At 67.8% G+C, this 23,985-nt stretch carries 24 protein-coding genes and 1 pseudogene; 12 read left to right on the forward strand and 13 right to left on the reverse strand.

What is annotated here, in order from left to right; genetic code table 11:
* Positions 1-4: 4 nt before the first annotated feature.
* Together NRB20_RS38105 and NRB20_RS14465 are read right to left on the reverse strand one after the other, a co-directional pair.
* Positions 5-1,687 (reverse strand): PH domain-containing protein, encoded by a 1,683-nt coding sequence (locus NRB20_RS38105; RefSeq protein ID WP_227833539.1) that lies wholly within the window; start codon positions 1,685-1,687, stop codon positions 5-7.
* Positions 1,688-1,758: 71 nt separating this feature from the next.
* Complete coding sequence (locus tag NRB20_RS14465; protein WP_153410599.1) at positions 1,759-2,289, reverse strand: PH domain-containing protein; 531 nt, start codon at positions 2,287-2,289, stop codon at positions 1,759-1,761.
* Positions 2,290-2,473: 184 nt separating this feature from the next.
* Between NRB20_RS14465 and cofG the strand changes: the two are divergent.
* The 4 genes and pseudogenes from cofG to dapC form a co-directional block, all read left to right on the forward strand.
* Positions 2,474-3,772: pseudogene (cofG, locus tag NRB20_RS14470) on the forward strand (7,8-didemethyl-8-hydroxy-5-deazariboflavin synthase CofG); the annotation flags it as partial.
* 68 nt (positions 3,773-3,840) lie between these two features.
* Positions 3,841-4,458, forward strand: coding sequence for a Uma2 family endonuclease (locus NRB20_RS14475; protein WP_194289851.1), 618 nt, complete (start codon positions 3,841-3,843; stop codon positions 4,456-4,458).
* 100 nt (positions 4,459-4,558) lie between these two features.
* Positions 4,559-4,882, forward strand: a complete 324-nt coding sequence (fdxA, locus tag NRB20_RS14480; protein ID WP_040827607.1) for a ferredoxin — start codon at positions 4,559-4,561, stop codon at positions 4,880-4,882.
* 5 nt (positions 4,883-4,887) lie between these two features.
* Positions 4,888-5,997: a succinyldiaminopimelate transaminase gene (gene dapC / locus NRB20_RS14485; protein WP_153410602.1), complete on the forward strand. Its 1,110-nt coding sequence runs from the start codon at positions 4,888-4,890 to the stop codon at positions 5,995-5,997.
* Between the two features lie 134 nt (positions 5,998-6,131).
* On the opposite strand, the gene NRB20_RS14490 is transcribed toward dapC, so the two are convergent.
* The 3 genes from NRB20_RS14490 to NRB20_RS14500 all read right to left on the reverse strand — a co-directional run bounded on the left by NRB20_RS14490 (position 6,132) and on the right by NRB20_RS14500 (position 8,784).
* The gene (locus tag NRB20_RS14490; RefSeq protein WP_153410603.1) at positions 6,132-6,374 is read right to left on the reverse strand and encodes a hypothetical protein; all 243 of its coding nucleotides are present in this window, start codon (positions 6,372-6,374) and stop codon (positions 6,132-6,134) included.
* Positions 6,375-6,450: 76 nt separating this feature from the next.
* The gene (locus NRB20_RS14495) at positions 6,451-7,791 is read right to left on the reverse strand and encodes a S8 family serine peptidase (RefSeq protein WP_153410604.1); all 1,341 of its coding nucleotides are present in this window, start codon (positions 7,789-7,791) and stop codon (positions 6,451-6,453) included.
* A gap of 126 nt (positions 7,792-7,917) precedes the next feature.
* Complete coding sequence (locus NRB20_RS14500) at positions 7,918-8,784, reverse strand: oxygenase MpaB family protein (RefSeq protein ID WP_153410605.1); 867 nt, start codon at positions 8,782-8,784, stop codon at positions 7,918-7,920.
* A gap of 174 nt (positions 8,785-8,958) precedes the next feature.
* Here NRB20_RS14500 and NRB20_RS14505 point away from each other — a divergent pair, with 174 nt between their 5' ends.
* Positions 8,959-9,597 carry a TetR/AcrR family transcriptional regulator gene (locus NRB20_RS14505; protein WP_319944906.1) on the forward strand — a complete coding sequence of 213 codons (639 nt, stop codon included), beginning with the start codon at positions 8,959-8,961 and terminating at the stop codon, positions 9,595-9,597.
* 70 nt (positions 9,598-9,667) lie between these two features.
* Positions 9,668-11,095, forward strand: coding sequence for an acyl-CoA synthetase (locus NRB20_RS14510; protein WP_319944907.1), 1,428 nt, complete (start codon positions 9,668-9,670; stop codon positions 11,093-11,095).
* Between the two features lie 52 nt (positions 11,096-11,147).
* Here NRB20_RS14510 and dapD read toward each other — a convergent pair whose 3' ends face one another.
* Positions 11,148-12,101, reverse strand: a complete 954-nt coding sequence (gene dapD / locus NRB20_RS14515; protein ID WP_319944908.1) for a 2,3,4,5-tetrahydropyridine-2,6-dicarboxylate N-succinyltransferase — start codon at positions 12,099-12,101, stop codon at positions 11,148-11,150.
* Between the two features lie 103 nt (positions 12,102-12,204).
* Here dapD and dapE point away from each other — a divergent pair, with 103 nt between their 5' ends.
* From dapE to NRB20_RS14535, 4 genes are all read left to right on the forward strand, one after another.
* Complete coding sequence (gene dapE / locus NRB20_RS14520; RefSeq protein ID WP_319944909.1) at positions 12,205-13,299, forward strand: succinyl-diaminopimelate desuccinylase; 1,095 nt, start codon at positions 12,205-12,207, stop codon at positions 13,297-13,299.
* Positions 13,300-13,330: 31 nt separating this feature from the next.
* On the forward strand, positions 13,331-14,134 hold the full coding sequence (locus tag NRB20_RS14525; protein ID WP_153410608.1) for an LOG family protein: 804 nt from the start codon (positions 13,331-13,333) through the stop codon (positions 14,132-14,134).
* Positions 14,131-14,685 (forward strand): LOG family protein, encoded by a 555-nt coding sequence (locus NRB20_RS14530; protein ID WP_406603824.1) that lies wholly within the window; start codon positions 14,131-14,133, stop codon positions 14,683-14,685. The genes NRB20_RS14525 and NRB20_RS14530 overlap by 4 nt, the downstream gene beginning before the upstream one ends.
* Positions 14,686-14,812: 127 nt before the next feature.
* Positions 14,813-15,061 carry a hypothetical protein gene (locus NRB20_RS14535; RefSeq protein ID WP_153410609.1) on the forward strand — a complete coding sequence of 83 codons (249 nt, stop codon included), beginning with the start codon at positions 14,813-14,815 and terminating at the stop codon, positions 15,059-15,061.
* A 44-nt stretch (positions 15,062-15,105) separates the two neighbouring features.
* Here the strand turns inward: NRB20_RS14535 and NRB20_RS14540 are convergent, their stop codons facing one another.
* Together NRB20_RS14540 and NRB20_RS14545 are read right to left on the reverse strand one after the other, a co-directional pair.
* Positions 15,106-16,971, reverse strand: coding sequence for a tetratricopeptide repeat protein (locus tag NRB20_RS14540; RefSeq protein WP_153410610.1), 1,866 nt, complete (start codon positions 16,969-16,971; stop codon positions 15,106-15,108).
* Positions 16,971-17,315: an effector-associated constant component EACC1 gene (locus tag NRB20_RS14545; protein WP_153410611.1), complete on the reverse strand. Its 345-nt coding sequence runs from the start codon at positions 17,313-17,315 to the stop codon at positions 16,971-16,973. Before NRB20_RS14545 ends, NRB20_RS14540 begins: the two co-directional genes overlap by 1 nt.
* Positions 17,316-17,525: 210 nt before the next feature.
* Between NRB20_RS14545 and folP the strand changes: the two genes are divergently transcribed.
* Together folP and NRB20_RS14555 are read left to right on the forward strand one after the other, a co-directional pair.
* The gene (gene folP / locus NRB20_RS14550; protein ID WP_153410612.1) at positions 17,526-18,404 is read left to right on the forward strand and encodes a dihydropteroate synthase; all 879 of its coding nucleotides are present in this window, start codon (positions 17,526-17,528) and stop codon (positions 18,402-18,404) included.
* Positions 18,401-19,348, forward strand: coding sequence for a glucosyl-3-phosphoglycerate synthase (locus tag NRB20_RS14555; RefSeq protein ID WP_153410613.1), 948 nt, complete (start codon positions 18,401-18,403; stop codon positions 19,346-19,348). The genes folP and NRB20_RS14555 overlap by 4 nt, the downstream gene beginning before the upstream one ends.
* A gap of 264 nt (positions 19,349-19,612) precedes the next feature.
* Here the strand turns inward: NRB20_RS14555 and NRB20_RS14560 are convergent, their stop codons facing one another.
* The 5 genes from NRB20_RS14560 to sigE form a co-directional block, all read right to left on the reverse strand.
* The gene (locus NRB20_RS14560; RefSeq protein WP_153410614.1) at positions 19,613-20,449 is read right to left on the reverse strand and encodes a hypothetical protein; all 837 of its coding nucleotides are present in this window, start codon (positions 20,447-20,449) and stop codon (positions 19,613-19,615) included.
* Positions 20,450-20,581: 132 nt separating this feature from the next.
* Positions 20,582-21,010: a Sec-independent protein translocase protein TatB gene (gene tatB, locus NRB20_RS14565; RefSeq protein WP_153410615.1), complete on the reverse strand. Its 429-nt coding sequence runs from the start codon at positions 21,008-21,010 to the stop codon at positions 20,582-20,584.
* 9 nt (positions 21,011-21,019) lie between these two features.
* Entirely contained in the window at positions 21,020-22,600 is a 1,581-nt protein-coding gene (locus NRB20_RS14570) for a S1C family serine protease (RefSeq protein ID WP_319944911.1), read from the reverse strand.
* 90 nt (positions 22,601-22,690) lie between these two features.
* The gene (locus NRB20_RS14575; RefSeq protein ID WP_153410616.1) at positions 22,691-23,125 is read right to left on the reverse strand and encodes a zf-HC2 domain-containing protein; all 435 of its coding nucleotides are present in this window, start codon (positions 23,123-23,125) and stop codon (positions 22,691-22,693) included.
* A 74-nt stretch (positions 23,126-23,199) separates the two neighbouring features.
* Positions 23,200-23,940 carry an RNA polymerase sigma factor SigE gene (gene sigE, locus NRB20_RS14580; RefSeq protein WP_153410617.1) on the reverse strand — a complete coding sequence of 247 codons (741 nt, stop codon included), beginning with the start codon at positions 23,938-23,940 and terminating at the stop codon, positions 23,200-23,202.
* Positions 23,941-23,985: the final 45 nt, after the last annotated feature.

Genomic DNA, 23,985 nt, shown 5'->3' on the forward strand with positions numbered 1-23,985 from the left:
GTGCTCAGCGGTGCCCGAGACGTCCGGGTGTCACCGCCTCGATCAGCGACCACGCCTGATGCAGCGGAACATCCACGACCCGGTACCGCTTCTTACCCGCGGCCGTCGCGGCGACCAGGGTGGCCAGGCCCGCGCGACGTTGGAAGAAGGTCTGGCGGACGGTCCAGCCGATGATGCCGGGTGCCTCGAGGCAGTCGCGGTCGCGGTCCAGGGAGCCGTTGCGGGTGATCAGCCAGGTCGGTCCCGTGGCGTCGCCGGGGATCACGGCATGTCCCAGGCCCCGGTAGCGATCCTGCGCCAACGCCAGCGCGATCACCGCGACGACCGCGAGCACGATCCACGACCACGCCGGAATCCCCAGTCCCGCAACGTCTATCACCGCCATGATCACCGCGATCACCACTAGTGGCACCAGTGCACGGGTGAACCGCCGCCGCCGGGCGCGGCTGCCGTGCGGGATCAGGGCGACGTGTACGGGCGCGGCCGCATCTTTCGTACCGCTGAAGTCATTCGATGCGGATTGCCTTGCGGGAGGGCATATTTCATCGATGCTGGTGACCGCAGTGGTCGATCCCCAGCTCGTTATACGGGCTGCGGGCGTGTCGGCATTCGGGGTCCGGCGATCGGTCTCCGCGTGCTCGACCGCGTCGCTCGATGACTGGTAATCCGTTGCTGCGCCGTATGTTTCACCCTCGACAAGAGGTTCGGACTCGCGATGTCGCCGGCGGCTGGTGAGCAACTGGGCGAGGGTGTGGTCCACGGCGGTGCGCGGGGCCTGGGGCAGGATCTTCTGCCGGGAACCGGTGCCGGTCATGATGGCGTCGAGTTCCGCGCCGCCCGCGAGCCGCAGCAGCAGTGGTTCCTTGAGCGTCGCGCCGCGCAGACGGGCCAGATCCAGCGTGGTCTGGCGGGTGGTGAACAGGCCGTGGCTGATGTGCAGGGTGCGGCCGTCGTCGATGACGCGCAGGCCGAAATACGTTGTCAGATAACGCAGACAGTCGCCGAGTGTCACCACCACGATCAGCGCCACCAGCACGATCACGACGGTCATCGCGATGAAAACCGCACCGCGCGTACCGATCTCCTTGACCGTCTCGGAGTTGAACAGCACGCTGGCGACGCCGAACTTGAAGGCCAGACCGACGATCGGCGCGATGACCGCCAGTCCGCGCAGGGACAGCGGCGCATAACGGACCCAGCCCGCTTGCCAATGTCCGATCTCGATTCCCTTGTGCGGCTGGGAATCCGGCTGTTTGACCTGTGGAACATGCTGTCCCGCAGGTGATTCCACGTCGTGCAGCAGCAGTGCGCGCAGTTCGGGCACCTGCCGGGCGTCCACCCCGTCGAGATGGAACCGTTCCTGCTTGTCTGCCTGCTGGCCGGTGCCGATGGCCAGCACCACCAGCCCGAGCAGTCGGTGCATCAGATCCGCGTGCACGTCCACCGAGCGGATGCGTGAGCGCGGCACCGTCAACGTCTTGCGTTGCAGCAGCCCGCGCCGCAATTGCACGGTGTCCGGGCCGATCCGGTAGGTGGTGGTGAACCAGCGCGTGACTGCCAGCCCGACGATCACCGCCAGCGCCGCCAGGCTCCACATCGGATTGTCGCTGCGGCTGCCCGCGATGACGGTCACGATCAGCACCGGGATGAAGCGCACCACCTCACGCACCGGATGCAACAGCAGCATCCGGCCGTCCAGCCGACGCCAGGGGACCGCGGACGTGCCGGTCGTCGCGGCGCCGATCGGCTCCGGTGCGGTCACGTCGCATCTCCCTGGTGCGTCGCGGCGACCTCGGTCAACCGCTCGACGGTCTGTTCGGCCGTCGCCAGATCCAGTGCGGGAATTCGTACCGCGCCCGCGGAGGACGCCGTGGTCACCGTGACGGTCGCCAGGCCGAGCAGGCGTTCGAGCGGGCCGCGATGCGTGTCGACGGTCTGCACCCGGCTGATCGGCGCGACGCGGCTCTCCTGGGTGAACCAGCCGGTGCGGGTGTACACCGCATCGGCGGTGACCTCCCAGCGATGCACCGCGTACCGCCACATCGGCACCCCGGCGACATGCGCCGCGGCCACCACCAGCGTGATCACCAGCGCGAGCACCTGCCAGGGACGGTGCGCGGAATCCGAGAGGAACCACACCACCTCGGCGATCACGACGATCACCCAGCCGATCGCCGCCGGTATCGCCCAGAGCGTCTTCGCGCGCGGACTCGGCCGCCACGCCGGTTCCGCGAGAACGGTTCGCCCTGCTGGAGTTTGCTCCTGGCCCATCGCCCCTCCGTATGCCATACCGCCATAGTGCATCAAATCGGACGGTCACGCGGCTACTGTGACTGCTGCGTGTGTGCGGGCCCGGAGTTCCCGCTGATTCGGACGGATTGCCCCCGATCCGGAGGACTCGGAATAGGGTGCGCGGGCGGCGAGTTGTCTCACCTCACAGGCACCGAAGGGAGAACTGTCGGATGGTTGGCGCATGATCGAGAGCGTGACGGAGCTACCTGTACCGGGCGTCCCGGTCGCCGTGCCCACGGCCTCGGCGATGCGTGCGGCATTGCGGCGCGTGCGCGAGGGAGTCGGACTCGAACTCGACGATGCCGTGGTGCTGTTACACGCGCGCGGCGCGGATCTGGCGGAGCTGTGCGAAGCGGCGGCCCGGGTGCGCGACGCGGGATTGCGTGCGACGTACGGCGATCGCGAGTCCGCGCTGCCGATCACCTACTCGCGCAAGGTCTTCATCCCGCTGACCAATCTGTGTCGCGACGTCTGCCACTACTGCACGTTCGTCACCGTCCCCGGCAAGCTGCGCGCCGCGGGCCGGGGGATGTATCTGGAGCCGGACGAGGTCCTCGAGATCGCTCGCAATGGTGCTGAAATGGGTTGTAAGGAAGCACTTTTCACGCTCGGGGATCGACCCGAGGAGCGCTGGCCCGAGGCCCGGCAGTGGCTCGACGAGCGCGGGTACAGCTCCACGCTGGATTACGTGCGCGCCATGGCGATCCGGGTGCTCGAGGAAACCGGTCTGCTCCCGCATCTGAATCCGGGGGTCATGAGCCAGGAGGAGATCGCGCGCCTCAAGCCCACCGCGCCCTCGATGGGCATGATGCTCGAGACCACCTCCGAGCGGCTGTTCACCCAGCGTGGGCAGGCCCATTACGGCAGCCCGGACAAGAATCCGGCGGTCCGGTTGCGCGCGCTGAACGACGCGGGCCGCGAGTCGGTGCCGTTCACCACCGGCATCCTGATCGGCATCGGCGAGAACATGACCGAGCGGGCCGAGTCGATCCTGGCGATCGCGAAGTCGCACAACGAATTCGGGCACGTGCAGGAGGTGATCGTGCAGAACTTCCTGGCCAAACAGGACACCGCGATGCGCCACAGTCCCGACGCGAATCTCGAGGAATTCCGCGCCGCCATCGCCGTGACCAGGCTGCTCCTCGGCCCGAACATGCGCATCCAGGCCCCGCCGAACCTGGTCTCCCTCGAGGAGTGCCGCGCCCTGCTCGACGCCGGAATCGACGACTGGGGCGGCGTCTCCCCGCTGACCCCCGACCACGTCAATCCCGAGCGCCCCTGGCCGAACCTGGACACCCTCGCCGAACTCACCGCCCAGTGCGGTTACGTTCTCACCGAGCGGCTCACCGCGCACCCGCGCTACATCCTGGCCGGTTCCCCCTGGATCGCCCCGCAGGTTACGGAACATGTTGCGGCACTTGCCGATCCGCACATCGGGCTGGCGTTGTCGGTGAACCCGCAGGGCCACCCTTGGCGCGAACGGGGCGGAGCGGTCACCGCGGTACCGCTCTCGGTGGGATGAGTGCGCGCGGCGGTTACGATGGCAGCGTGACCGCGAGCTGGCCTCGGGCCCAACAGGAGCCGATCTCCTGGGAAGCCTTCCTTGATCTCGACGAGGACATCCGGCGTGAGCTGGAGATCGTCGACGGGTACGTCGTGCCTCGCGAACAGCGAGGCCGAGATCACCAGAAGGTCGGGACCCGATTGTCCCTCGCCTTGGAGCAGGCCGCCGTCGGCGAGATGCGCCGGGGTGGGGGTGAGCCCTGCTACGAAACCAACACCGAGATCGATGTGTTGTTGTGGGAGGTACCCGCTACCGCTCGCAAACCGGATTTCGTCCTGCATCGATGCCTTCCCGAGTACGAGCAGCTGACCGCCGAGCATTGCCTGATCGTCGGCGAGGTGTTGTCGACCTGGTCGGCGAGGCGTGATCGAGTTCACAAGATGAGCGACTACGCCGACGCCGGGATCCCGCACTACTGGATCATCAGCTTCGACAAAGTCGGTGTTCTGACGATCGAACGGTATGCGTTGTCGGCGCGAACGGGCCCGTACACGCACATAGGGACGTCGCATCGGGATATGAGTCCGGTGGCGGTGTCGGTCTCGGATCCGTTCCGGCTGGAGTTGCTCTGGTCGGATCTCGAGGTGGCACCGCGGATCTGACCGAAAGTTAGGCAAGGCTGACCAGTAGTAATGTGTGATGCCGGGATACTGTTGCGCGGGCGGAGTATCCCGCAGGCGAGGACAGACTAGGAGAGCGGCAGTGCCGTACATCATCGCTGAACCGTGCGTTGACGTGAAGGACAAGGCGTGCATCGAGGAATGCCCCGTGGATTGCATCTACGAGGGTGGTCGCATGCTGTACATCCATCCCGACGAGTGCGTGGACTGTGGTGCATGTGAGCCGGTGTGTCCGGTGGAAGCGATCTTCTACGAGGACGACACCCCGGACCAGTGGAGCGGGTACGTCAACGCCAATGTCGACTTCTTCGACGACCTGGGTTCCCCGGGCGGCGCGACGAAGGTCGGCAAGGTGGACTTCGACCCGCCGTTCATCGCGGCGCTGCCGCCGATGGCGAGCGAGTAACGACGTTGGGAGTGCGTCGTCCCGTCAGTAGTCTGCTGCCGGATTTCCCTTGGGACACCATCGCTTCCGCGAAGGCGCGGGCGGCGGAACATCCCGGCGGCATCGTGGACCTGTCGGTGGGCACACCGGTCGATCCGGTCGATCCGCTGATCCGTGCGGCGCTGTCCGCGGTCGCCGAGGTGCCCGGTTATCCGGCCACCCACGGGACGCCCGAACTGCGTGCCGCGGCCGTCGAGGCGCTGGCGCGGCGGTTCGGCATCACGGGTCTGGCCGCCGAAGCGGTGCTGCCCGCGATCGGTACCAAGGAGTTGATCGCCGGGCTGCCGCGACTGCTCGGACTGGGTGCGTCCGATCTGGTGGTCATTCCCGAGGTCGCGTATCCGACCTACGAGGTGGGTGCGCTGCTGGCGGGCACCCGGGTGCTGCGCGCGGACGGGATGACGCGCCTGGGCCCCGAATCTCCGGCCCTGATCTACCTGAACTCGCCGTCCAATCCGACCGGCAAGGTGCTGGGCGTCGACCATCTGCGCAAGGTGGTGGACTTCGCCCGCCAGCGCGGCGCGGTCGTCGCCTCCGACGAGTGCTACCTGGGCCTGGCCTGGGACGAGCCCGCGGTCTCCATCCTGGACCCGCGCGTCTGCGACGGTGACCACACCGGCCTGCTGGCCGTCCACTCGCTGTCCAAGACCTCGAATCTGGCCGGTTACCGCGCCGGATTCGTGACCGGCGATCCGGCCCTGGTGCGCGAACTGCTCGAGGTGCGCAAACACGCCGGAATGATCATGCCGTTCCCGGTGCAGTCGGCCATGACCGCCGCGCTGACCGACGACACCCACGAGGCGCGGCAGCGCGAACGTTATCGCGCGCGCCGGGAAATCCTGCGAAAGGCATTGCAGGAGGCCGGTTTCCGCATCGACCATTCGTCAGCGGGCCTGTACCTGTGGTCCACCCGCGGCGAGAACGGCCGCACCACCCTGGACTGGCTCGCCGAACGCGGTATTCTCGCCGCCCCCGGTGATTTCTACGGCCCCACCGGCGTCGACCACGTCCGCATCGGTCTGACCGCGACCGACGAACGCATCGCCGCCGCCGCCGAGCGGCTCACCGCGGAGTAACCGGATCCCCTGTCACGCAGAGGATTTCGAATTCGTGAGCGTCGTTCCCGAATTCGGATTCGTGCAGTGGTGCCCTCGGCTTCGCGGATTGTCGCATACCGAGCGGTCCGCCGTGGTGTACGCGGATTCCGTTCTCAGGCAGGGGAATCCGGGCCCGCCGGTTCGATGCGGGGGTCCGCGTAGACGGTGGTCTCGGAATCGGATTCGTTCAATCGTTGCGCGGCCACATCGGTGACGCGCAACGCGTACAACCCGTCGTCGGGGTCGAGGCAGATCAGGCCGTAGCCGATATCGGCGTCGGCACGGGTCAGATGTAGTTCGCGCAGTGCGTCGTCGAGGCTCGCGCCCTCGGGCAGCCGGACGGTGAGTAGCGGCATGAGTCCACGGTACTGGATTTCGGTGCGGCAGCAGGGCCCGACTTTCTTGGTCTCGGGCCCTGCTGCCACCGGGGGGTCAGGCGCGGGCCGCGGTGGCCTTCTGGAGTTCGGCGAGGATCGCCGACGCGTCGAGGGTGCCGTAGCCGTAGTCGTAGTCGTAGTCGAAACCGGACGGGTCGTGATGGGTTGCGGTGCGCTGCAACAACGCTCGCAGCTGGGCCGGGGGGAGGGCGGTGGCCGAGTGGGTGGTGCGGATGGCCGCCACCAGGCCCGCCGCGACGGGGCAGGCCGCCGAGGTGCCGGTGTCGGGCTCGGTCGCGCCGAAGGCGGTGGAACCTTGGAAGTGGGTGTACGCGCAGACGTCGGGCTTCTTGTCGCTGAGGCGGCCCGGGCCCTGGGAGGAGTAGCCGACGCGCTGTCCCTTGGTATCCACACCGCCGATGCTCAGCACGCTCGGGCTGGAGTTGGCGCCGCCGATCGGGTGATCGGGGTAGGCGCAGCGGCCGTCCGGGCATTCCTTACCGCAGTTCCCGGCGGCGAACAGGATGTCCGCGCCCGCGGCGTCGAGCGAGCGGACGATGACGTTGAACGGGTGGTTCGGGTTGTCGGAGTAGTTCCCGGGCTGGCCGACCGGGAAGTCCCACTGCGGCGAGAACGAACCCCAGCTGTTGCTGATCACCAGTGCGCGGGAGGCTTCCGGCTGATCGGACAGCACGGTGCGCAGATGCGCGTAGGCGGCCACGGCGTCCGACAGCAGGCCGTCCATGGTGGAACCGCCCTGGCGGGTGCTCTTCATGACCGGAATGTCGAGGTAGCTGGCCTGCGGTGCGGCGATCAGCGCGTCGAACGCGCACATGCTGCCGTGATCCACCGGGAACTGACCCGCGGTTCCGGTGACGCCCTGGGGATTCCAGCTGCGCTTGGCATCGATGGTGAACGTCCCGCCGCGCACCTGGTTGACCTTGTCGGCGTTGATGCCGGTGTCCACGATCGCCAGCGCGACGCCGTTACCGGTGAGCCCGGCGGTGGTGAGATCGCCGGTGTGCAGCAGGGTTTGGACGTCGTGCCAGGTACCCACGGCCGGATCGCCGCCGCAGGTGAGTACGGACTCGATCACGGGATCGGCGAAAACCCCTGCGACAGTGGACAAACCGTGCAGACCCGACAGGACGTTCGCATCGTCGTCGGGAATCTCGCCGCGCACCACGACCGAACCGTCGGCCGGATGGGCGGAGAACGTTTCCGGTCCGCCGGCGGTACCCGCCGTGAATCCCGGAATATGGATCGGTTCGTAGGTGTTCTCGAGGGCGAAACCGGGCAGATCCCCGACCACATCGGCCGCCGCGACCTGTGTGCCTGGATCGGCAACGGCGGCAAGAAGTTCGGTGGCGGGGTGAAGCTGAATCACTACGCGCATGATCACCATCCTGCCGTCTGGACCGGAAGTTCGCTCGGTGGATGCGGAGATTGGTCCGTCCGGTCCGGAAACTCCTGTGCCGCACGGGGAACGTGCGGCACAGGATCGAGAACGCGAGTGCGGGGCTCAGACCAGCGGACGGCCCAGTCGGCGCTGCATACGCATGTAGGCCAGGCAGGTGTTGAGCGGAGCTGCGCGGATCACCGCGGGCATCCGTGTCCACACCACCGAGATCGAGCGCAGCAGCAGGGTGAAGCGGCGCTCGTCCCGCGCGGTCCAGGTCATCCCCATCTGATCGCGAAGGTGTTGCGGCAGCAGCGCTGTCACACCGAAGCGATGCACCTTGGCGAACAGCGTGCGCGGCACGAAGGACAGCCACTTCAGGTCGATCATCTCGTTGAAGTAGGCGCGCACGGTGTCGTCGATGGTGCGCTTGGCGATGTTCTCGTCCCAATACTGTTGGAAGGCAGCGCGATCGGCGGGCCACATCTCCGGACGCATCTGCAGCGTGGTGCCCAGGCGCGCGCTGTAGCGGTAGAATTCGTCGGCCAGTGCGGGTTCCATCGGGCCGCGCATGCGGGTGTACAGATCGTCCACGCCCCAGTACAGGCAGGCCGCCACCCACAGCTGCAGGTTCGGGTCGAAGGCGTTGTACTTGACCTCCGCGCCCGGCTTGGAGTGCACCGCGCGGTGCGAACCGTTGACGGCCTCGCGATAGGCGGCGCAGTCCTCCTCGGTGCCCATCCAGGCGACCGCGAGGTAGGTCAGGGTGGTGCGCAGCCGCTTGACCGGGTGCAGCGACGCCTTGCCGCTCTCCACGGTGCTCTCCACGACGCCGTAGCCGACGGGCGGGTGGCTCAGCTGCATGACGACATTCGCGGCCCCGCCGATGAACGCGGCGATGCCGTCGATGTGTTCGCGGACCGTCTCCGGGGTAAGTGTCACCGGTCGGGTCGGTTCGGGCTCGGCCCATTGCTGGGCGGCGGCGGTCATCGTCGACTCGTCTCCTCGATCTCTCTTCACGCCACTCCAGCGGAAGAAGTGTGAGAAACTTTCCTTCTCACCTTCTCATCGGGATCTGGACCTGTCAAACGCTGCGGTCGTAAAGTTGCCGGTGTGCGGTGATTTCCTTGTCATCGTCCCGAGGTACGGAGAGAGGATACGGTCGTGACCAAGCTGGCGAAGCTGAAGCTGCTGCCGCTCGTGCGTGACGCGGCTCCCGAGGACCGCAACCAGGCGACGGTCCTGGACGCCGCACTGCTGGCCTTCCTCGATTTCGGGATCAAGCGCACCAGCATGGTGGAGGTCGCGCGGCGCGGCGGACTCTCGCTGGCCACCCTGTACCGCCGGTTCGCCGGGAAGACCGACCTGATCCAGGCGGTCGGGCTGCGGCAGGCGCGCGAGTTCATCGTCCAGGTGGACACGGTCGTGCAGGGGCAGATCGACTCCGAGGCCGGCGCCGAGGAGCAGATCGTCGAACTGTTCGTCGCCTTCCAGGAGGGGCTGCGCGGCAACCAGCTGCTGGACCGGCTGCTGACCACCGAACCGGAGATGGTGCTGCCGTATCTGACCGTGCGCGGCGCGCCCGTGATCGAACTCGGACGTGACTACCTGGCCGAATTCATCGAACGGCTGCAGCGGGAGGGCAAGTTGGAGCAGTACGACCCGAAGCCGCTGGCGGAGATGATCGCGCGCACCGCGTTGTCGATGGCGTTGACCCCGCAGACGGTCATCCCACTGGACGACGACGCCGCGGTGCGTCGTTTCGCGCGTGACCACGTGGTGCCCGGCTTCCGGATCCCCTGAGCCGCAACATTTTCCGGCGGTACCGCTGGAAGGCGGGAACGGCGGGTCGGCTGCTTGATAGGTTGATCCGGTGTCGTATGGGTCACTACCGCTGCTGAAGTCCCTGCATCCGGCCGCCGTCGCCGCGGGTGCGGATATTCCCGACGCCGTCACGATCGACGGGCTCACGCTCTCGCGCAGTGATCTGATCGGCGCGGCGACCTCGGTGGCCGAGCGCGTCGCGCAGGCCGAACGGGTCGCGGTGCTGGCGCGCCCGACCGCGACGACCGTGCTGGCCGTGCTGGGCTGCCTGATCGCCGGGGTCACGGTGGTCCCGGTGCCGCCGGATTCCGGCACGGCCGAGATCGCGCACATCCTGACCGATTCCGGGGCGCAGGCGTGGCTCGGCGAGGCTCCCGAGGGTGCCGAACTGCCGGTGGTTCCGGTGCGCGCGCATGCCCGCTCCTGGCACACCTACCCCGAACCCGGCCCGGACACAACGGCTTTCATCCTCTACACCTCCGGCACCACCGGTGCGCCCAAGGGCGTCGTACTGAGCCGGGGCGCGATCGCCGCCGGACTGGACGCGCTCGCGCGGGCCTGGGCGTGGACCTCGAAAGACGTTCTGGTGCACGGACTTCCGCTGTTCCACGTGCACGGTCTCATCCTGGGGCTGCTGGGTCCGCTGCGGGTGGGCAGCCCGCTGGTGCACACCGGCAAACCGACGCCCGCGGCCTATGCCGCGGCCCCCGGCACGATCTACTTCGGCGTGCCGACGGTGTGGTCCCGGGTGGTCGAAGATCCCGGCGCGGCAAAGGAACTGGCGAATGCGCGGCTGCTGGTCTCGGGCAGTGCGCCGCTGCCGGTGCCGGTGTTCGAGCGGTTGCGCGAGCTGACCGGGCAGGCGCCGGTGGAGCGGTACGGGATGAGCGAGACCATGATCACGCTGTCGATCCGCGCGGACGGTGAGCGTCGTCCCGGCTGGGTCGGCGTCCCGGTCGAGGGCGTGCAGACCAGGCTGCGGGACGAATCCGGCGAACCCGTCCCGCACGACGGCGAGAGCATCGGCGGATTGCAGGTGCGCGGGCCGATGCTGTTCGGCGGCTACCTGAACCGCCCCGATGCCACCGCCGAATGTTGGACCGCGGACGGCTGGTTCCGCACCGGCGACGTCGCGGCCATCGACGCGGGCGGCTACCACCGCATCGTCGGCCGGGAGTCGGTGGATCTGATCAAATCCGGCGGCTTCCGGATCGGCGCGGGCGAGATCGAGACCGTGCTGCTCGGCCACGCCGCGGTCGCGGAGGTCGCCGTGGTCGGCGTCCCGGACGACGATCTGGGGCAGCGCATCGTCGCCTTCGTGGTGCCCCGCGCGGACGCGCCCGGCGAACTCGAGCAGGCGCTGATCGACCATGTGGCGCAACAGCTTTCGGTGCACAAACGGCCCCGCGAGGTGCGTCTGGTGGAATCGCTGCCGCGCAACGCGATGGGCAAGGTCCAGAAGAAACTGCTCGGCTAGCGAAACACCCCGCCCGGCCACGATGTGCGGCCGGGCGGGGATGCGTTCGAAATCAGTTGGCGTGCAGTGCCGCGTTGAGTTCGATACCGGTGCCCTTGCGCGCGACGACCTCGACCGCGCCGGTCAGCGAATTACGCCGGAACAGCAGGTTCGACTGCCCGGTCAGCTCGGCGGCCTTGATCGTATTGCCGTCGGGGAGAGCGACTTTGGTGCCCGCGGTCAGGTAGAGTCCGGCCTCCACGATGCAGTCGTCACCCAGCGAGATGCCCAGACCGGCGTTCGCGCCGAGCAGACAGCGCTCACCGATCGAGATGACCTGCTTGCCGCCGCCGGACAGGGTGCCCATGATCGACGCCCCGCCGCCGACGTCCGAGCCGTCGCCGACCACCACACCGGCCGAGATGCGACCCTCCACCATCGACGCGCCCAGCGTCCCGGCGTTGAAGTTCACGAAACCCTCGTGCATGACCGTGGTGCCCTCGGCCAGATGCGCGCCCAACCGCACCCGATCCGCGTCGCCGATCCGCACACCCGAGGGCAGCACGTAATCGACCATCCGGGGGAACTTGTCCAGGCTGTACACCGTGACCGGCCCGCGGGCGCGCAACCGGGCGCGCACCAGCTCGAACTCCTCCACCGCGCACGGCCCGTAATTGGTCCACACCACGTTCGCGAGCAGCCCGAACTGACCGTCCAGGCTCAGCCCGTGCGGACGCACCAGACGATGCGAGAGCAGGTGCAGCCGCAGGTAGACGTCGTGCGCGTCGGCCGGGGCGGCGGACAGGTCGGCGATCGTGGTGCGCACCGCGACCACCTCCACGCGACGGGCCTCGTCGACGCCGACCAGATCCGCGAATCGCGCGTACTCGGGATCGGCCGGGCTCAGCTTCTCGGTGCCGGAAGTCTCGAATCCGCCCAGTTCGGGATATGGATACCAGCTGTCCAGGACCGTGCCGTTCACGGTGACGGTCGCCAGGCCGACTGCGGATGCTCCCTGAATGCTCACGGTCCCGAGTGTATGGGCAGGCCGGGCCGGGTGGGGCCGGTGGGTGCCGCCGGATACCTCGCGACCCGGGAGCCCGAGGCCGTGAACAATTAGTCTGGTTCGGGTGACCATCGATCTGCGTGCCGACCCCATCGTCCTCACCGCCGCCCTGGTGGACATCCCGAGCGTTTCCAAGGACGAGGCGGCCATCGTCGACACGGTGACCCGGGCGTTGCGCGAGCAGACCACGGGTTTCGAGGTGCTGCGCTGTGGTAACAGCGTGCTGGCCCGCACCGATCGCGGCCGGGACAGCCGCGTCATCCTGGCCGGGCATCTGGACACCGTGCCGATCGCGGACAACGTGCCGGGCCGATTCGAGACGGTGGACGGGCAGCAGACGCTCTACGGTTGCGGCAGCGTCGACATGAAGTCCGGTGACGCGGTGTTCCTGCATCTGGCCGCCACGGTCGCCGAGCCGGTGTGCGATCTGACGCTGATCATGTACGACTGCGAGGAGATCGCCGCGGAATTCAACGGCCTCGGCCGGATCGAACGCGAACTCCCCGAATGGCTGGACGGCGATCTGGCGATCCTGGGCGAGCCGTCGGGTGCGTGGATCGAGGCGGGATGTCAAGGCACACTGCGGGTTCGGCTCACCGTGCGCGGCACCCGCGCGCACACCGCGCGAGCCTGGATGGGGGACAACGCGATTCACGCGCTCGGCCCGATTCTGCAACGGCTGCGCGAATATCGGCCGCGCGAGGTGGACATCGACGGCTGCGTCTATCGCGAGGGCCTCTCGGCGGTGGGGATCGACGGCGGTGTGGCCGGTAACGTCGTGCCGGACGAGGCGAGCGTGCTGGTGAATTTCCGTTTCGCGCCGGATCGTTCGCTCGAGCAGGCGACCGAGCATGTGCGCCAGGTGTTCTCGGGTCTGGACTTGGATTTCGAACGCACCGACGGTTCGCCGGGCGCACTACCCGGTCTGACCGCGCCCGCCGCGAAGAACCTTGTCGAACAGGTGCATTCGCACGGCGGTGGTGGTATCCGCGCCAAATACGGTTGGACCGATGTGTCGCGTTTCGCCGCTCGCGGTATCCCCGCGGTCAACTTCGGTCCCGGCGACCCGAACCTCGCGCACACCGTCGACGAGCACGTGCCGACCGCGCAGATCACCACGGTCGCCGATATTCTGCGCGGTTACCTCACACGCGCCTGACCCCAGCAACCCAACTGCTAGCGTTGATTTCATGTCCAGCGAAACCGAGCCCGCCGCGTCCCGATCGCCTCGATCGGCGCCGAAGTTCCGGGGGCCGATCATGTTGCGGGGGGATCGTAAACAGGGGACCGGCACCACGGATCAGCATCTGCTCGACGGCCGCGGTCCCACCGACTGGGTGCACACCGACCCGTGGCGGGTGCTGCGGATCCAGAGCGAATTCGTGGAGGGATTCGGTGCGCTCGCCGAAATACCGCGTGCGGTAACGGTTTTCGGGTCCGCGCGGACGCCGGTGGACCATCCGGAGTATCAGGCCGCGCGGGCGATCGGCGATGCGCTCTCGCGGGCGGGCTTCGCGGTGATCACCGGTGGCGGTCCCGGTGTGATGGAGGCGGCCAACCGCGGCGCGCACGAGGCGGGCGGATTCTCGATCGGCCTGGGCATCGAATTGCCGATGGAACAGGGTCTGAACGAGTGGGTGGATCTCGGGATCAACTTCCGCTATTTCTTCGCACGCAAGACGATGTTCGTCAAGTATTCGCAGGCGTTCATCTGCCTGCCGGGCGGATTCGGCACGCTGGACGAGCTGTTCGAGGCGCTGACGCTGGTGCAGACGCACAAGATCACCCGCTTCCCGATCATCCTGTTCGGCACCCGGTACTGGTCGGGTCTGGTTGACTGGCTGCATGATTCGCTGCTCGGGTCGGGCAAGATCTCGCCCGGGGATCTGAGTCTGGTGCAGGTCACCGACAGCGTGGAGCAGGTCGTCGACATCGTGGTGCGCGCCGCGGAGGGCCGCGGCGAGGATGTGATCGGGACGGAGGATCAGTGGTGAGCGAGCGGACGTTCGCGGTGTGCGTCTACTGTTCGGCCAGTGCGGGGGATGCGGCGCAGCTGCGGTTGGCCACCCAGGTCGGCACCGAGATCGCCCGGCGCGGTTGGCAATTGGTGTCCGGCGGCGGGAACGTGTCGATGATGGGCGCGGTCGCGGTGGCGGCCCGCGCGGGTGGTGCGCGCACGATCGGGGTCATCCCGAAACAGCTGGTGCATCACGAGGTCGCCGATGTCGACGCCGACGAACTGATCGTCACCGACACCATGCGCGAGCGCAAACGCATCATGGAGGATCGCGCCGACGCCTTCCTCACCCTGCCCGGCGGCATCGGCACGCTGGAGGAGTTCTTCGAGACCTGGACCGGCGGCTATCTGGGCATGCACGACAAACCGGTGGTCGTGCTCGACCCGCTCGGGCACTATCAGGGCCTGTTCACCTGGCTCGATCAGTTGCGCGACAGCGGATTCGTCACCCCGGCCTCCCTCGACCGGATCCGGGTCACCCCGGATCTGCCCGAGGCGTTCGACGCGCTGGCGGCCCGGTCCGGCTGAGCGCGAAACCCGTCCCAGCGGCCACGCGGCCCGCGTCTTCGACCAGCCGAACCGTGCCGCGTGTCCCCTCGCAGAGGATCCGAGCATTGTGTCCGACTGGACTGATCATGGCTTCTACCATGTGAACGTGCGCATATTGACCCTGATCGGCGGCCGGAACCGCAAACCCGGCCCGCCCGAGCCCGGCCCCCGCGAATCGGTGACCTGGGCGCGGGGCCACGACCGCGCCGTGGTCGAAGCCTTGCGCGACACCGGAATTCGACGCCTGGCCCGCGCCACCGACGGCCTGTCCGGCTCCTCGATGAAAATCCTCGCCGACTTCACCGACGCCCTGCGCACCGCCGAGGACCTACCTGTCGAAACCGCCGACCTCTGAGGACGGTCCGCTGAACCGTTGCCCGGCAACGCGGGGCCCCGTCCTCAGGTGCGACGCAACCTGCGTGTCAACGACTCCAGTTTGCCGGCTGCTTCGGCATTGCCCTCCTCGATGGATTGCCGGTACCAGCGTTCGGCTTCAACGAGTGCACCGCGCCGCTCGAACAGCGATGCCAGGTTGCTCATCGCCAGCGCGTTATTCGACGCGGCGGCTTGCCGGTACAGCTGTTCGGCCTCGGCGAGCTTGCCCTGCCGCTCGCGCAGCGATCCCAGATTGTTCATCGCCAGGGCATTGCCCAGTGCGGCGGCTCGGCGGTACCACTGTTCGGCCTCGGTGGGTTCGCCGCGTCGGTCGAGCAGCCATCCGAGATTGTTCATTGCCGAGGCGTTGTCCTGTGCGGCGGCTTGCCGGTACAGCTGTTCGGCTTCGATGAGTTCGCCGCGTCGGTCGAGCAGCCATCCGAGGTTGGACATTGCCAGGGCGTTGCCCTGTGTGGCGGCTTGGCGGTACCACTGTTCGGCTTCGGTGAGTTTGCCGTGTCGGTCGAGCAGCTGTCCGAGATTGTTCATTGCCAGGACGCTGTTCTGTGTGGCGGCTTGGCGGTACCACTGTTCGGCTTCGGTGGGTTCGCCGTGTCGGTCGAGCAGCGATCCCAGGTTGTACATGGCCGCGGCGACGTTCTGTGTGGCGGCTTGGCGGTACCACTGTTCGGCCTCGGTGGGTTCGCCGCGTCGGTCGAGCAGCCATCCGAGATTGTTCATTGCCGAGGCGTCGTCCTGTGCGGCGGCTTGCCGGTACAGCTGTTCGGCTTTGGTGAGTTCGCCGCGTCGATCGAGGATCCATCCCAGGTTGCACATGGCGAGGGCGTGGCCCTGTGCGGCGGCTCGGCTGTACAGCTGTTCGGCTTCGGCTGTTTCGCCTCGCTCCTCCAACAGTGACCCCAGGTTGTTCATCGCCGCGGCGTTGTCCTGGGCGGCCGCCTGTCGAAACCATTGTTCGGCTTCGACGAGTTCGCCTCGCCCGTAGAGTAGCCAGCCCAGGTTGGTCATAGCCGTGGCGTTGTTCTGCAAAGCGGCTTGTCGGTTGAGCCGCTCCGCCCCTTGTCCGTCTCCCGCGTCGCCCAGCTCTTCTGCCAGGATGACCAGGGCTGTCGGATCGATGTGTGGGTTGCGCCGGTTACGGGCAAGCGCGAGATGGCCGATGTTTCGGGTACTGCGACGTTCCGGGCGGGGAAATCCCTTGGACGGCAACGTCTTCTGGAGATGCTCGTGGATCACGTCGAGGGTGAGCATGTCGATGCCGGGGTCCTCGATGCCGTTGCGCAGTAACGCCAGTAGTTCGCCGGTGTAGGCGGTGTGCCTGGCTCCGCTGGGTGCCCTGGACGGGCGGTTGGCAGGGGAGGAGGCGAGGGTGCAGGTGCCCGCGACGGTCAGTTGGCCGGACACCGCTGTGGTGACGTCGGTCATCAGATCGATGGCTGTTCCGGAGAAGCAGCAGTCCAGGATCAGGACTCGATTGTCGGCACGGGCCTTGGCCAGGGTGTTGCGCACCAGTTCGAACGGCAGTGCCGTCCACGACACCATGTCCGGGTTGCTGCGGGTGTCCGGGAGCGACAGGTACAGCTGCCCGTCCATGCCCACCAGGCCGTGGCCCGCGTAGTAGACGAGCAGCATGTCTTCCGCCTCGGTCGCCGCGGTGTTCAACTGCTGCCCGATGACGCCGCGGTCGGACTCGTCGGCCAAGGCAATGCAGTATTCGCTCGACAGCGCCGTCCCAGCTGGACCGACGAGGATCTCGGCCAGGTCGGCGAGGTTGTTCCGGACGCCCGGCAGGTCGGGGAGTTCTGGATCGGTGAACAGACTCGCGCCCAGCAGTAATGCCCGCGACCGGGACGGATCCGGCAGGCGCATCAGCCCGCGAGCATCGCGTCGAGCAACTCCGGCACATCCAGATCCGGCGCGTTGCGCAGATCGATCGTGACTTCCCGGCCGTCGGCGTGTTTGACCTCGATCTTCACCGTGGGCCGACGGTGTTTGATCCACACCGACAGCGACGCCGCCAGTGTCGCGCCCGCCCCGTTCGCGCCGAGGGTGACCATCAGCACCTCGACGAGGCCACCCATCTCATCGGCCTCGATGGCGGCGGGTACCGCCTGGACATGTCCGCGCAACTCGTCTTCCCGTGACAGCCAGTCCCGTAGCTCGACGATCTCCCGCGCGGCGGTATCGCCCACGAGCCTGATCTGCACGGCCATCCGAATTCCCTCCCGAAGTTGTGACAGCGCCCCGGCTGTTCGGGTCAATTTCATCACGAAGCGCCCCGGATACGCAGGCATCTGCCGATGCGACAACCGTTTTCGTGAACGCCCGGCGACACCCTATGTCCGGGCGCCCATTCGTCGCGTGAGTTCCGGGCAGACCGAAGGCGCACCGAGGCGGAACGGGTGCTCCAGTACAGTCGGGGTATGAGTGCTGTGCCGCCGTTACCTACTTTGTGCGGGAAAACGGTGGCGACGGATCGGGCTCTGGTGATGGCGATCGTGAATCGGACGCCGGATTCTTTCTACGACCGGGGAGCCACATTCTCCGATGACGCGGCGTTGGCGGCGGTGGATCGGGCCGTTGCCGAGGGGGCCGATCTGGTCGATATCGGCGGGGTGAAGGCGGGGCCGGGGGATGTGGTGGATGCCGCCGAGGAGACGCGGCGGGTGGTGCCGTTCGTCGCGGCTATCCGGGAGCGTTATCCCGAGCTGTTGATCAGTGTGGACACCTGGCGCGGGGATGTCGCGCGGGCGGCGGTGGCCGAGGGCGCGGATCTGATCAACGACACCTGGGCGGGCGCGGATCCGGATCTGGCCGGGGTCGCCGCGGCGACCGGCGCGGGCATCGTGTGCAGCCACACCGGCGGCGCGCGGCCACGCACCCGGCCACATCGGGTGCGGTACGACGACGTGGTCGCGGAGGTCACCGAGACGGTCGTGCGGGCCGCCGAGAACGCCGCGGCCGCGGGCGTGGCCAAGGACGCGATCCTGATCGACCCGACGCACGATTTCGGCAAAAACACCTATCACGGGCTCGAACTGTTGCGTGCCGTGGACATTCTTGTAAATACCGGATGGCCGGTCTTGATGGCGCTGAGTAATAAGGATTTCATCGGGGAGACCCTGGGTGTCGGCCTGTCCGAGCGATTGGAGGGCACATTGGCAGCAACGGCATGGGCGGCCGCGGCCGGCGCCCGCGTCTTCCGAGTCCACGAGGTCGCCGCGACCCGGCGAGTAGTGGACATGATCGCGGCCATACAGGGCATCCGTCCTCCCGCACGAACCTTGCGAGGTCTGGTATGACGACCAACCCCGACCGTATCCCCGACAACACCTGGGCCACCAGCAACACCTGGGACCGCCCGGACTGGACCGTCGACGAACTCGTCGCCGCCAAAGCGGGCCGCACCGTCTCGGTGGTGCTGCCCGCGCTGAACGAGGAGAACACCGTCGCCGACGTGGTGGCCAGCATCCTGCCGCTGCTGGGCACCCTGGTGGACGAACTGGTGGTGCTGGATTCCGGCTCCACCGACGCCACCGCCGAACGCGCCCGCGCCGCCGGGGCGCGCGTGGTCAGCCGCGAACAGGCCGTGCCGGAACTGGATCCGGTACCCGGCAAGGGCGAGGTGCTGTGGCGCTCGCTGGCGGCCACCACCGGTGATCTGATCGCGTTCGTCGACTCCGATCTGATCGATCCGGATCCGTCCTTCGTGCCCCGGTTGCTGGGCCCGCTGCTGACGGTGCCGGATATGCATCTGGTCAAGGCGTATTACCGTCGTCCGCTGCGACAGGGGCAGACGGTCGATCACAACGGCGGCGGTCGCGTCACCGAACTGGTGGCCCGCCCCTTGCTGGCGGCGTTGCGCCCGGACCTGTCCCGGGTGCTGCAACCGCTCGGCGGCGAATACGCCGGAACCCGGGAGCTGCTCACCGCGATCCCCTTCGCCCCCGGCTACGGCGTCGAGATCGGCCTGCTGCTGGACACCTACGATCTGCTCGGCATGTCCGCCATCGGCCAGGTCAACCTGGGCGTGCGCACGCACCGCAACCGCCCGCTGTCCGACCTGGGCGTGATGAGCCGTCAGATCATGGGAACCATGTTGGGCCGCACCGGAATTCGCGATTCCGGCGCGGCGCTGACTCAATTCCCCTTGGTGGGAGACGAATTCACCGCGTTGAGCACCGAGGTCTCACTGGAGGATCGTCCTCCGATGAATACGCTGCGTCCGGCGATCGTCGCTGCCTGAGAAGTTTTCGCCGCGCGGTGACCGCGGTGTGTCGCCGGGTGCCCGAGACCGGCCGGTGCGGTGGCGAGATGCTGCACCGTCCCCGGGCCGCCCGGCGAATACGCTTGTGCGCGTGGGAGATTCCGGCGCATCGTGATTGCCCCGGAGCGTCCGGTCGCCGTCGTCGGCCGACGTTTCGGGTCGCTCGCGCGGCGAACTGTCATGCGGGTGGACGGAACACGTCGGTACCCATCGACATGCGTCGAGGATGCCGGGGCGGAAAGCTCAGCGCTCGTGGCGATAGATGGGTGTCAGCAGATCCGCCTCGAGCGGTTCCCCGGTGTTGCGGTCGTAGCGGACGCCGACGACGGCCGAGAACGGGTGCGTGCCCGCACGCTCGTGCAGGGTGGCCAGGCGGGTGGCCAGCAGGCGGATCGCGCCCAGCGAACCGGGCGGGTGCAGGCCGTCGATGAGCAGTACCGTGCCGTGGCTGTCGGGGCGGTGCAGCCGGGCCAGATACGCGATGTCGTAGGGTTCGGTGCCGCCGGGGCGGTAGACGCGGCGGGCGGCGCGGTCCTCGATACCGCGACGCACCCGTCCGGCGCGGGCGACGGTGCGACGCAGGCGCGGATCGGCGGCGGCCAGATAACGCAGACTCGGGGAGAGTTCCGGGCCGCCCAGGACGATGAGTCCGTCCCGCTCGAGATCCAGCGCCCGCCCGGGTAGGAAACGTTCGACGGTCACCGAGAACCCCAGCTCGCGCAGTAATTCCTGGAGGCGGTGCGGTGCGGTGGCATCGGGCGCGCCGACCAGCGGTGCGGTGCGGGTGGTACTGCGCACCTCGGGAGTCAGGATGGTGAGCGGTCCGTGCCCGAAGAACAGGCCCTCCGGCACCGGCCCCTGGGTACTCACCTGATGGATGCGCGCACGCGAAAGTCCTGCGGCCGCACCGATTCTGGCGAACGTCCAACCCTCGGCATGCAGGTCCCGGATGACTGCGCGCCGGATGCGCGTGAGCTCGTTGATGGTCTGTTGCGCTTGGGCAACCCCGTCGGTGGCCGCCTTGAGGCGTTCGACCTTGTCATCGATCGCGAACACCCGTGCCACCTCATCGGCAGACATGTGCGCAGTCTAGATACCTCGACAGCGGTATGTGTCTAGACCACTTGACGTGATATTTCCGACTGGCGACGCGCATCGGCTCGCTACCTCGCCGAATGTCATCGGTCGACCGGCCGGTCCACGACGAAATCGTTATGTCGCGTCGAAATCGATGGGCGGCTTCTCGTTGTGCGCCAGCGGTTTCGGCGGGGCCGCGGCCGGTGGGGTGTACGAGGTCGCCGCATCCGGCGACGACGTGCCGCCCGGTGTGTCGAAATTACCGGTGAACAACGAATCGTCCCCGTTCAACAGGTGTTTGGTCACCATCGAACGCGGCGTCATCCCCCGTAGATCATTGAGCGGTTTGCGCAACTCGTTGAACTCGTCGAGCGGTTTGCGCAGCTCGTCGAGTTCGGGACCGAGTTCACTACGCAGCTGACTGGTCGCACCGCTCGCGTAATCGCGTACCTGCCGCAGACTCTGCGCGGTCCAGCGAATGGCCCCGGGCAACCGTTCCGGCCCGAGCACGACCAAGGCGGCAACCACCAGGATCATCATCTCGGGCCAGCCGATATCGAACATGAGACCAGGTTACTGGGCCGGCTTGGGTGCGTTCCGGTCGGATTCCAGCGTTACCGGAACCGTGACCCGACGCCCGTCGCGCACGATCTGCAGATCGACCTTCTGACCGATCTGCTGGGACATCACCGCGACGGTCAGTTCGGCCTGCTCGGTGACCTCGCGATCGCCGACCTGCACCACCACGTCGCCCTCGGTCAGACCCGCCTTGGCCGCGGGGCTGTTGGCCACCACGTCGGCGATGGCCGCGCCGCTGAGCGTGTCGTTCTCCACCTGCTTGGTCTTGGCGCTGACGCCGAGCCACGGATGTTCGATGACGCCGTGGTGAATGATCGTCTGCGCGACCCGCTTGACCAGATCGACCGGAATCGCGAAGCCGAGCCCGACCGAACCGCCGCTCTCACTGCGGATCGCGGTGTTGATGCCGATCAGCCGACCTTGACCGTCGACCAGCGCACCGCCGGAGTTGCCGTGGTTGATCGCCGCGTCGGTCTGCACCGCGTCGAACGCGCCCGCGGTGTCGTCACCGGCCTCCGGGGTCTCCACCATCGCGCGATGCAGCGCGCTGACGATGCCCGCGGTGACGGTCTTCTGCAGGCCCAGCGGCGAGCCGATGGCGAGCGTGGCGTCGCCGACCTGCACGTCGTCGGATTTGCCGAGCCGGGCGACGGTGAGGTTCTTGACGTTGTCGACCTTGAGCACGGCCAGGTCGGTCTTGGGATCGCGGCCGACCAGCGAGGCCGGGACCCGGGAACCGTCCGAGAAGGTCACCTGGATCTTGCCGTGATGGGTGTTGTCCATCGCGACCATCGAGATCACGTGGTTGTTGGTGACGATGTAGCCGCTGCCGTCGATGACCACGCCCGAGCCGAGCGCGCCGTTGTCGCCGACGGTTTCGCGGATCTGCACCACCGCGGGCATCACGGCGTCGACGACCTTGGACACCGAACCCTGCGGTTTACCCGACGCGCTGTCCTGCGCCAGGGTGACCTTCTTCGAGGTCAGCACCGAGGTGGCCTCGGCGGTGAAACGGCCGACCAGACCACCGGCCACGCCGATGACCAGCGCGATCACGCCGAGCACGGCCAGTGCCTTCGGGGCGACGCGGCTGCCGAACAGGACCTCGCGGGCGGTGAGTTTGACGCCGGGCTGCGGCCGCTCGGGTTGCGGGGTGCCGACCGCGGGCGCGCCGAGCCGGGCGGCGGCGGACGGATCACGCCACGGGTCGGCCGGTGGGGTGGGCGCGGCGGCGTCGCCGGTCGCGTCCGGGTCGCGCTGGAGGAATTCGCCGGAGCCCTCGGGACGGCCGAACGCCTCGGCCAGGACCGCGTCGGGCGGCCGGTTCACCAGTTCGGATGCGGCGGCCTGCTGCTGCGGGGTGCCGGTGTAGGGGGCGAACGAGCCGCTCTGCCCGTCGGGGCGGCGGAACGCGCGCGCGGTGTGCTTGTCGATCTCGGGCCGGGAAACCGGCCGCGGGCCCAGTACCGGTGCGTCCGACGGCCTCAGGTTCCCCCGATCGGCCGCCGAATCCGGCACGGACGACTGCCCGTCCGCCGCGGATTGTGATCCGGTGTTCGTAGATTCGGTAGTCACGACAGAGCCTCGCTAGCGCTCGCCCCCGCCGCGCCAACGCGGTGCTGTGTCAATGGTTCACTCCGCTGCGCTCCGTTCACGACCTGAACTCTACTTGCGCCACCAACCGGTCCACCGCTTGCTGTCGGAACTCAGATCGCGGTCCGCCGAAGAGGGGAAACGGAACGAATCCGTGCGCAGGCCCAGGAAACTCGCGCCGCGCGACATATCGTCCACACCATTTCCGGTGAGGTCGGCCAGCGGAATCCGGCTGAGCGTGTCGTGCAGGTCGTGCGGTGCGGAAATCTGCATCTGGGCGGCCTGGCGCAACGCGATGCGGGCCTGCTGCTGGGCCTCGACCTCGGCGGCGCATTCGGGGCAGCGGGCCAGATGTTCGGCGGCGCGCAGATAGGGATTCATGCGCAGCTCACCGTCGACGTAGGCGGCGATGGCCTCGCTGGCCAGATGTTCGGTCGGGGCGAAACGAGGTCGGCGTTGGGGCGCTCTACCGGCCGCGTTACCCGAATCGCGCTCCTGGCCACTCATACGGTGCACACACCCTTCCGACCTGACAACAGCTCATACCGACCGACCACACGGCCGCTGCCGACGGCCGTAAATTACCCGACCTTCTCCGTGGCGGCGAACCGTGCCTGAGATCCATTATGCGCAAGGTACTCGCGCAGTGCCTGACGCCCGCGATGGATACGGCTGCGCACGGTGCCCAATTTGACGCCGAGCGTCGCGCCGATCTCCTCGTAGGACAGACCCTCGATATCGCACAGCACGACCGCGGCGCGGAATTCCGGCGCGAGCGAGTCGAGTGCGGTTTGCAGGTCCGGATCGAGCCGGGAATCGTGATACGCCTGCTCGGGATCGGGCCCCTCGGACGGGACGCGGTCGTAATCCTCGGGCAGGGCCTCCATCCGGATCCGGTTGCGGCGGCGCACCATGTCCAGGAACAGGTTCGTGGTGATGCGATGCAACCAGCCCTCGAACGTGCCGGGCTGATAGCTCTGCAGCGACCGGAAGACGCGGATGAACGTCTCCTGGGTGAGATCCTCGGCGTCCTGCGGATCGCCGGTCAGACGGTATGCCAGCCGGTACACCCGATCGGCGTGCTCGCGAACCAGTTCGTCCCAGCTGGGCATCATGGTGCGATCGCCGGTGGCGTCGAAGGCCGCGGTGCCCGACAACGGGTCGGACTCGGCGAGTTCGGCTTCGAGGGCCTCGTCGGGGTGGGCGGGGAGCGCGGCAGGGTCGCTGCCGTCCGCCGCGGGCAAGGGGTATTCGGCCGAGTTACCGTCGATCGGCATACTCGACTCTGGCAGGGTGGCGAACTCACGCGCCGCATCGACCATGTGGATGGGGTTACCTCCTACTCGGGACCGTGCCCCGGCGCTCTC

Source organism: Nocardia macrotermitis (assembly GCF_009604405.1).
GTDB classification, from domain to species: domain Bacteria; phylum Actinomycetota; class Actinomycetes; order Mycobacteriales; family Mycobacteriaceae; genus Nocardia; species Nocardia macrotermitis.

Coding starts and splice junctions, on each gene's coding strand:
- NRB20_RS14525 (WP_153410608.1), top strand. CDS start 13,331: ATGTCCAGCGAAACCGAGCCCGCCGCGTCCCGATCGCCTCGATCGGCG.
- NRB20_RS14495 (WP_153410604.1), bottom strand. CDS start 7,791: ATGCGCGTAGTGATTCAGCTTCACCCCGCCACCGAACTTCTTGCCGCC.
- sigE (WP_153410617.1), bottom strand. CDS start 23,940: ATGGTCGATGCGGCGCGTGAGTTCGCCACCCTGCCAGAGTCGAGTATG.
- NRB20_RS14560 (WP_153410614.1), bottom strand. CDS start 20,449: ATGTCTGCCGATGAGGTGGCACGGGTGTTCGCGATCGATGACAAGGTC.
- NRB20_RS14465 (WP_153410599.1), bottom strand. CDS start 2,289: ATGGCATACGGAGGGGCGATGGGCCAGGAGCAAACTCCAGCAGGGCGA.
- NRB20_RS14555 (WP_153410613.1), top strand. CDS start 18,401: ATGACGACCAACCCCGACCGTATCCCCGACAACACCTGGGCCACCAGC.
- NRB20_RS14540 (WP_153410610.1), bottom strand. CDS start 16,971: ATGCGCCTGCCGGATCCGTCCCGGTCGCGGGCATTACTGCTGGGCGCG.
- NRB20_RS38105 (WP_227833539.1), bottom strand. CDS start 1,687: ATGCTGCTGTTGCATCCGGTGCGTGAGGTGGTGCGCTTCATCCCGGTG.
- NRB20_RS14490 (WP_153410603.1), bottom strand. CDS start 6,374: ATGCCGCTACTCACCGTCCGGCTGCCCGAGGGCGCGAGCCTCGACGAC.
- NRB20_RS14500 (WP_153410605.1), bottom strand. CDS start 8,784: ATGACCGCCGCCGCCCAGCAATGGGCCGAGCCCGAACCGACCCGACCG.
- NRB20_RS14575 (WP_153410616.1), bottom strand. CDS start 23,125: ATGAGTGGCCAGGAGCGCGATTCGGGTAACGCGGCCGGTAGAGCGCCC.
- folP (WP_153410612.1), top strand. CDS start 17,526: ATGAGTGCTGTGCCGCCGTTACCTACTTTGTGCGGGAAAACGGTGGCG.
- tatB (WP_153410615.1), bottom strand. CDS start 21,010: ATGTTCGATATCGGCTGGCCCGAGATGATGATCCTGGTGGTTGCCGCC.
- NRB20_RS14545 (WP_153410611.1), bottom strand. CDS start 17,315: ATGGCCGTGCAGATCAGGCTCGTGGGCGATACCGCCGCGCGGGAGATC.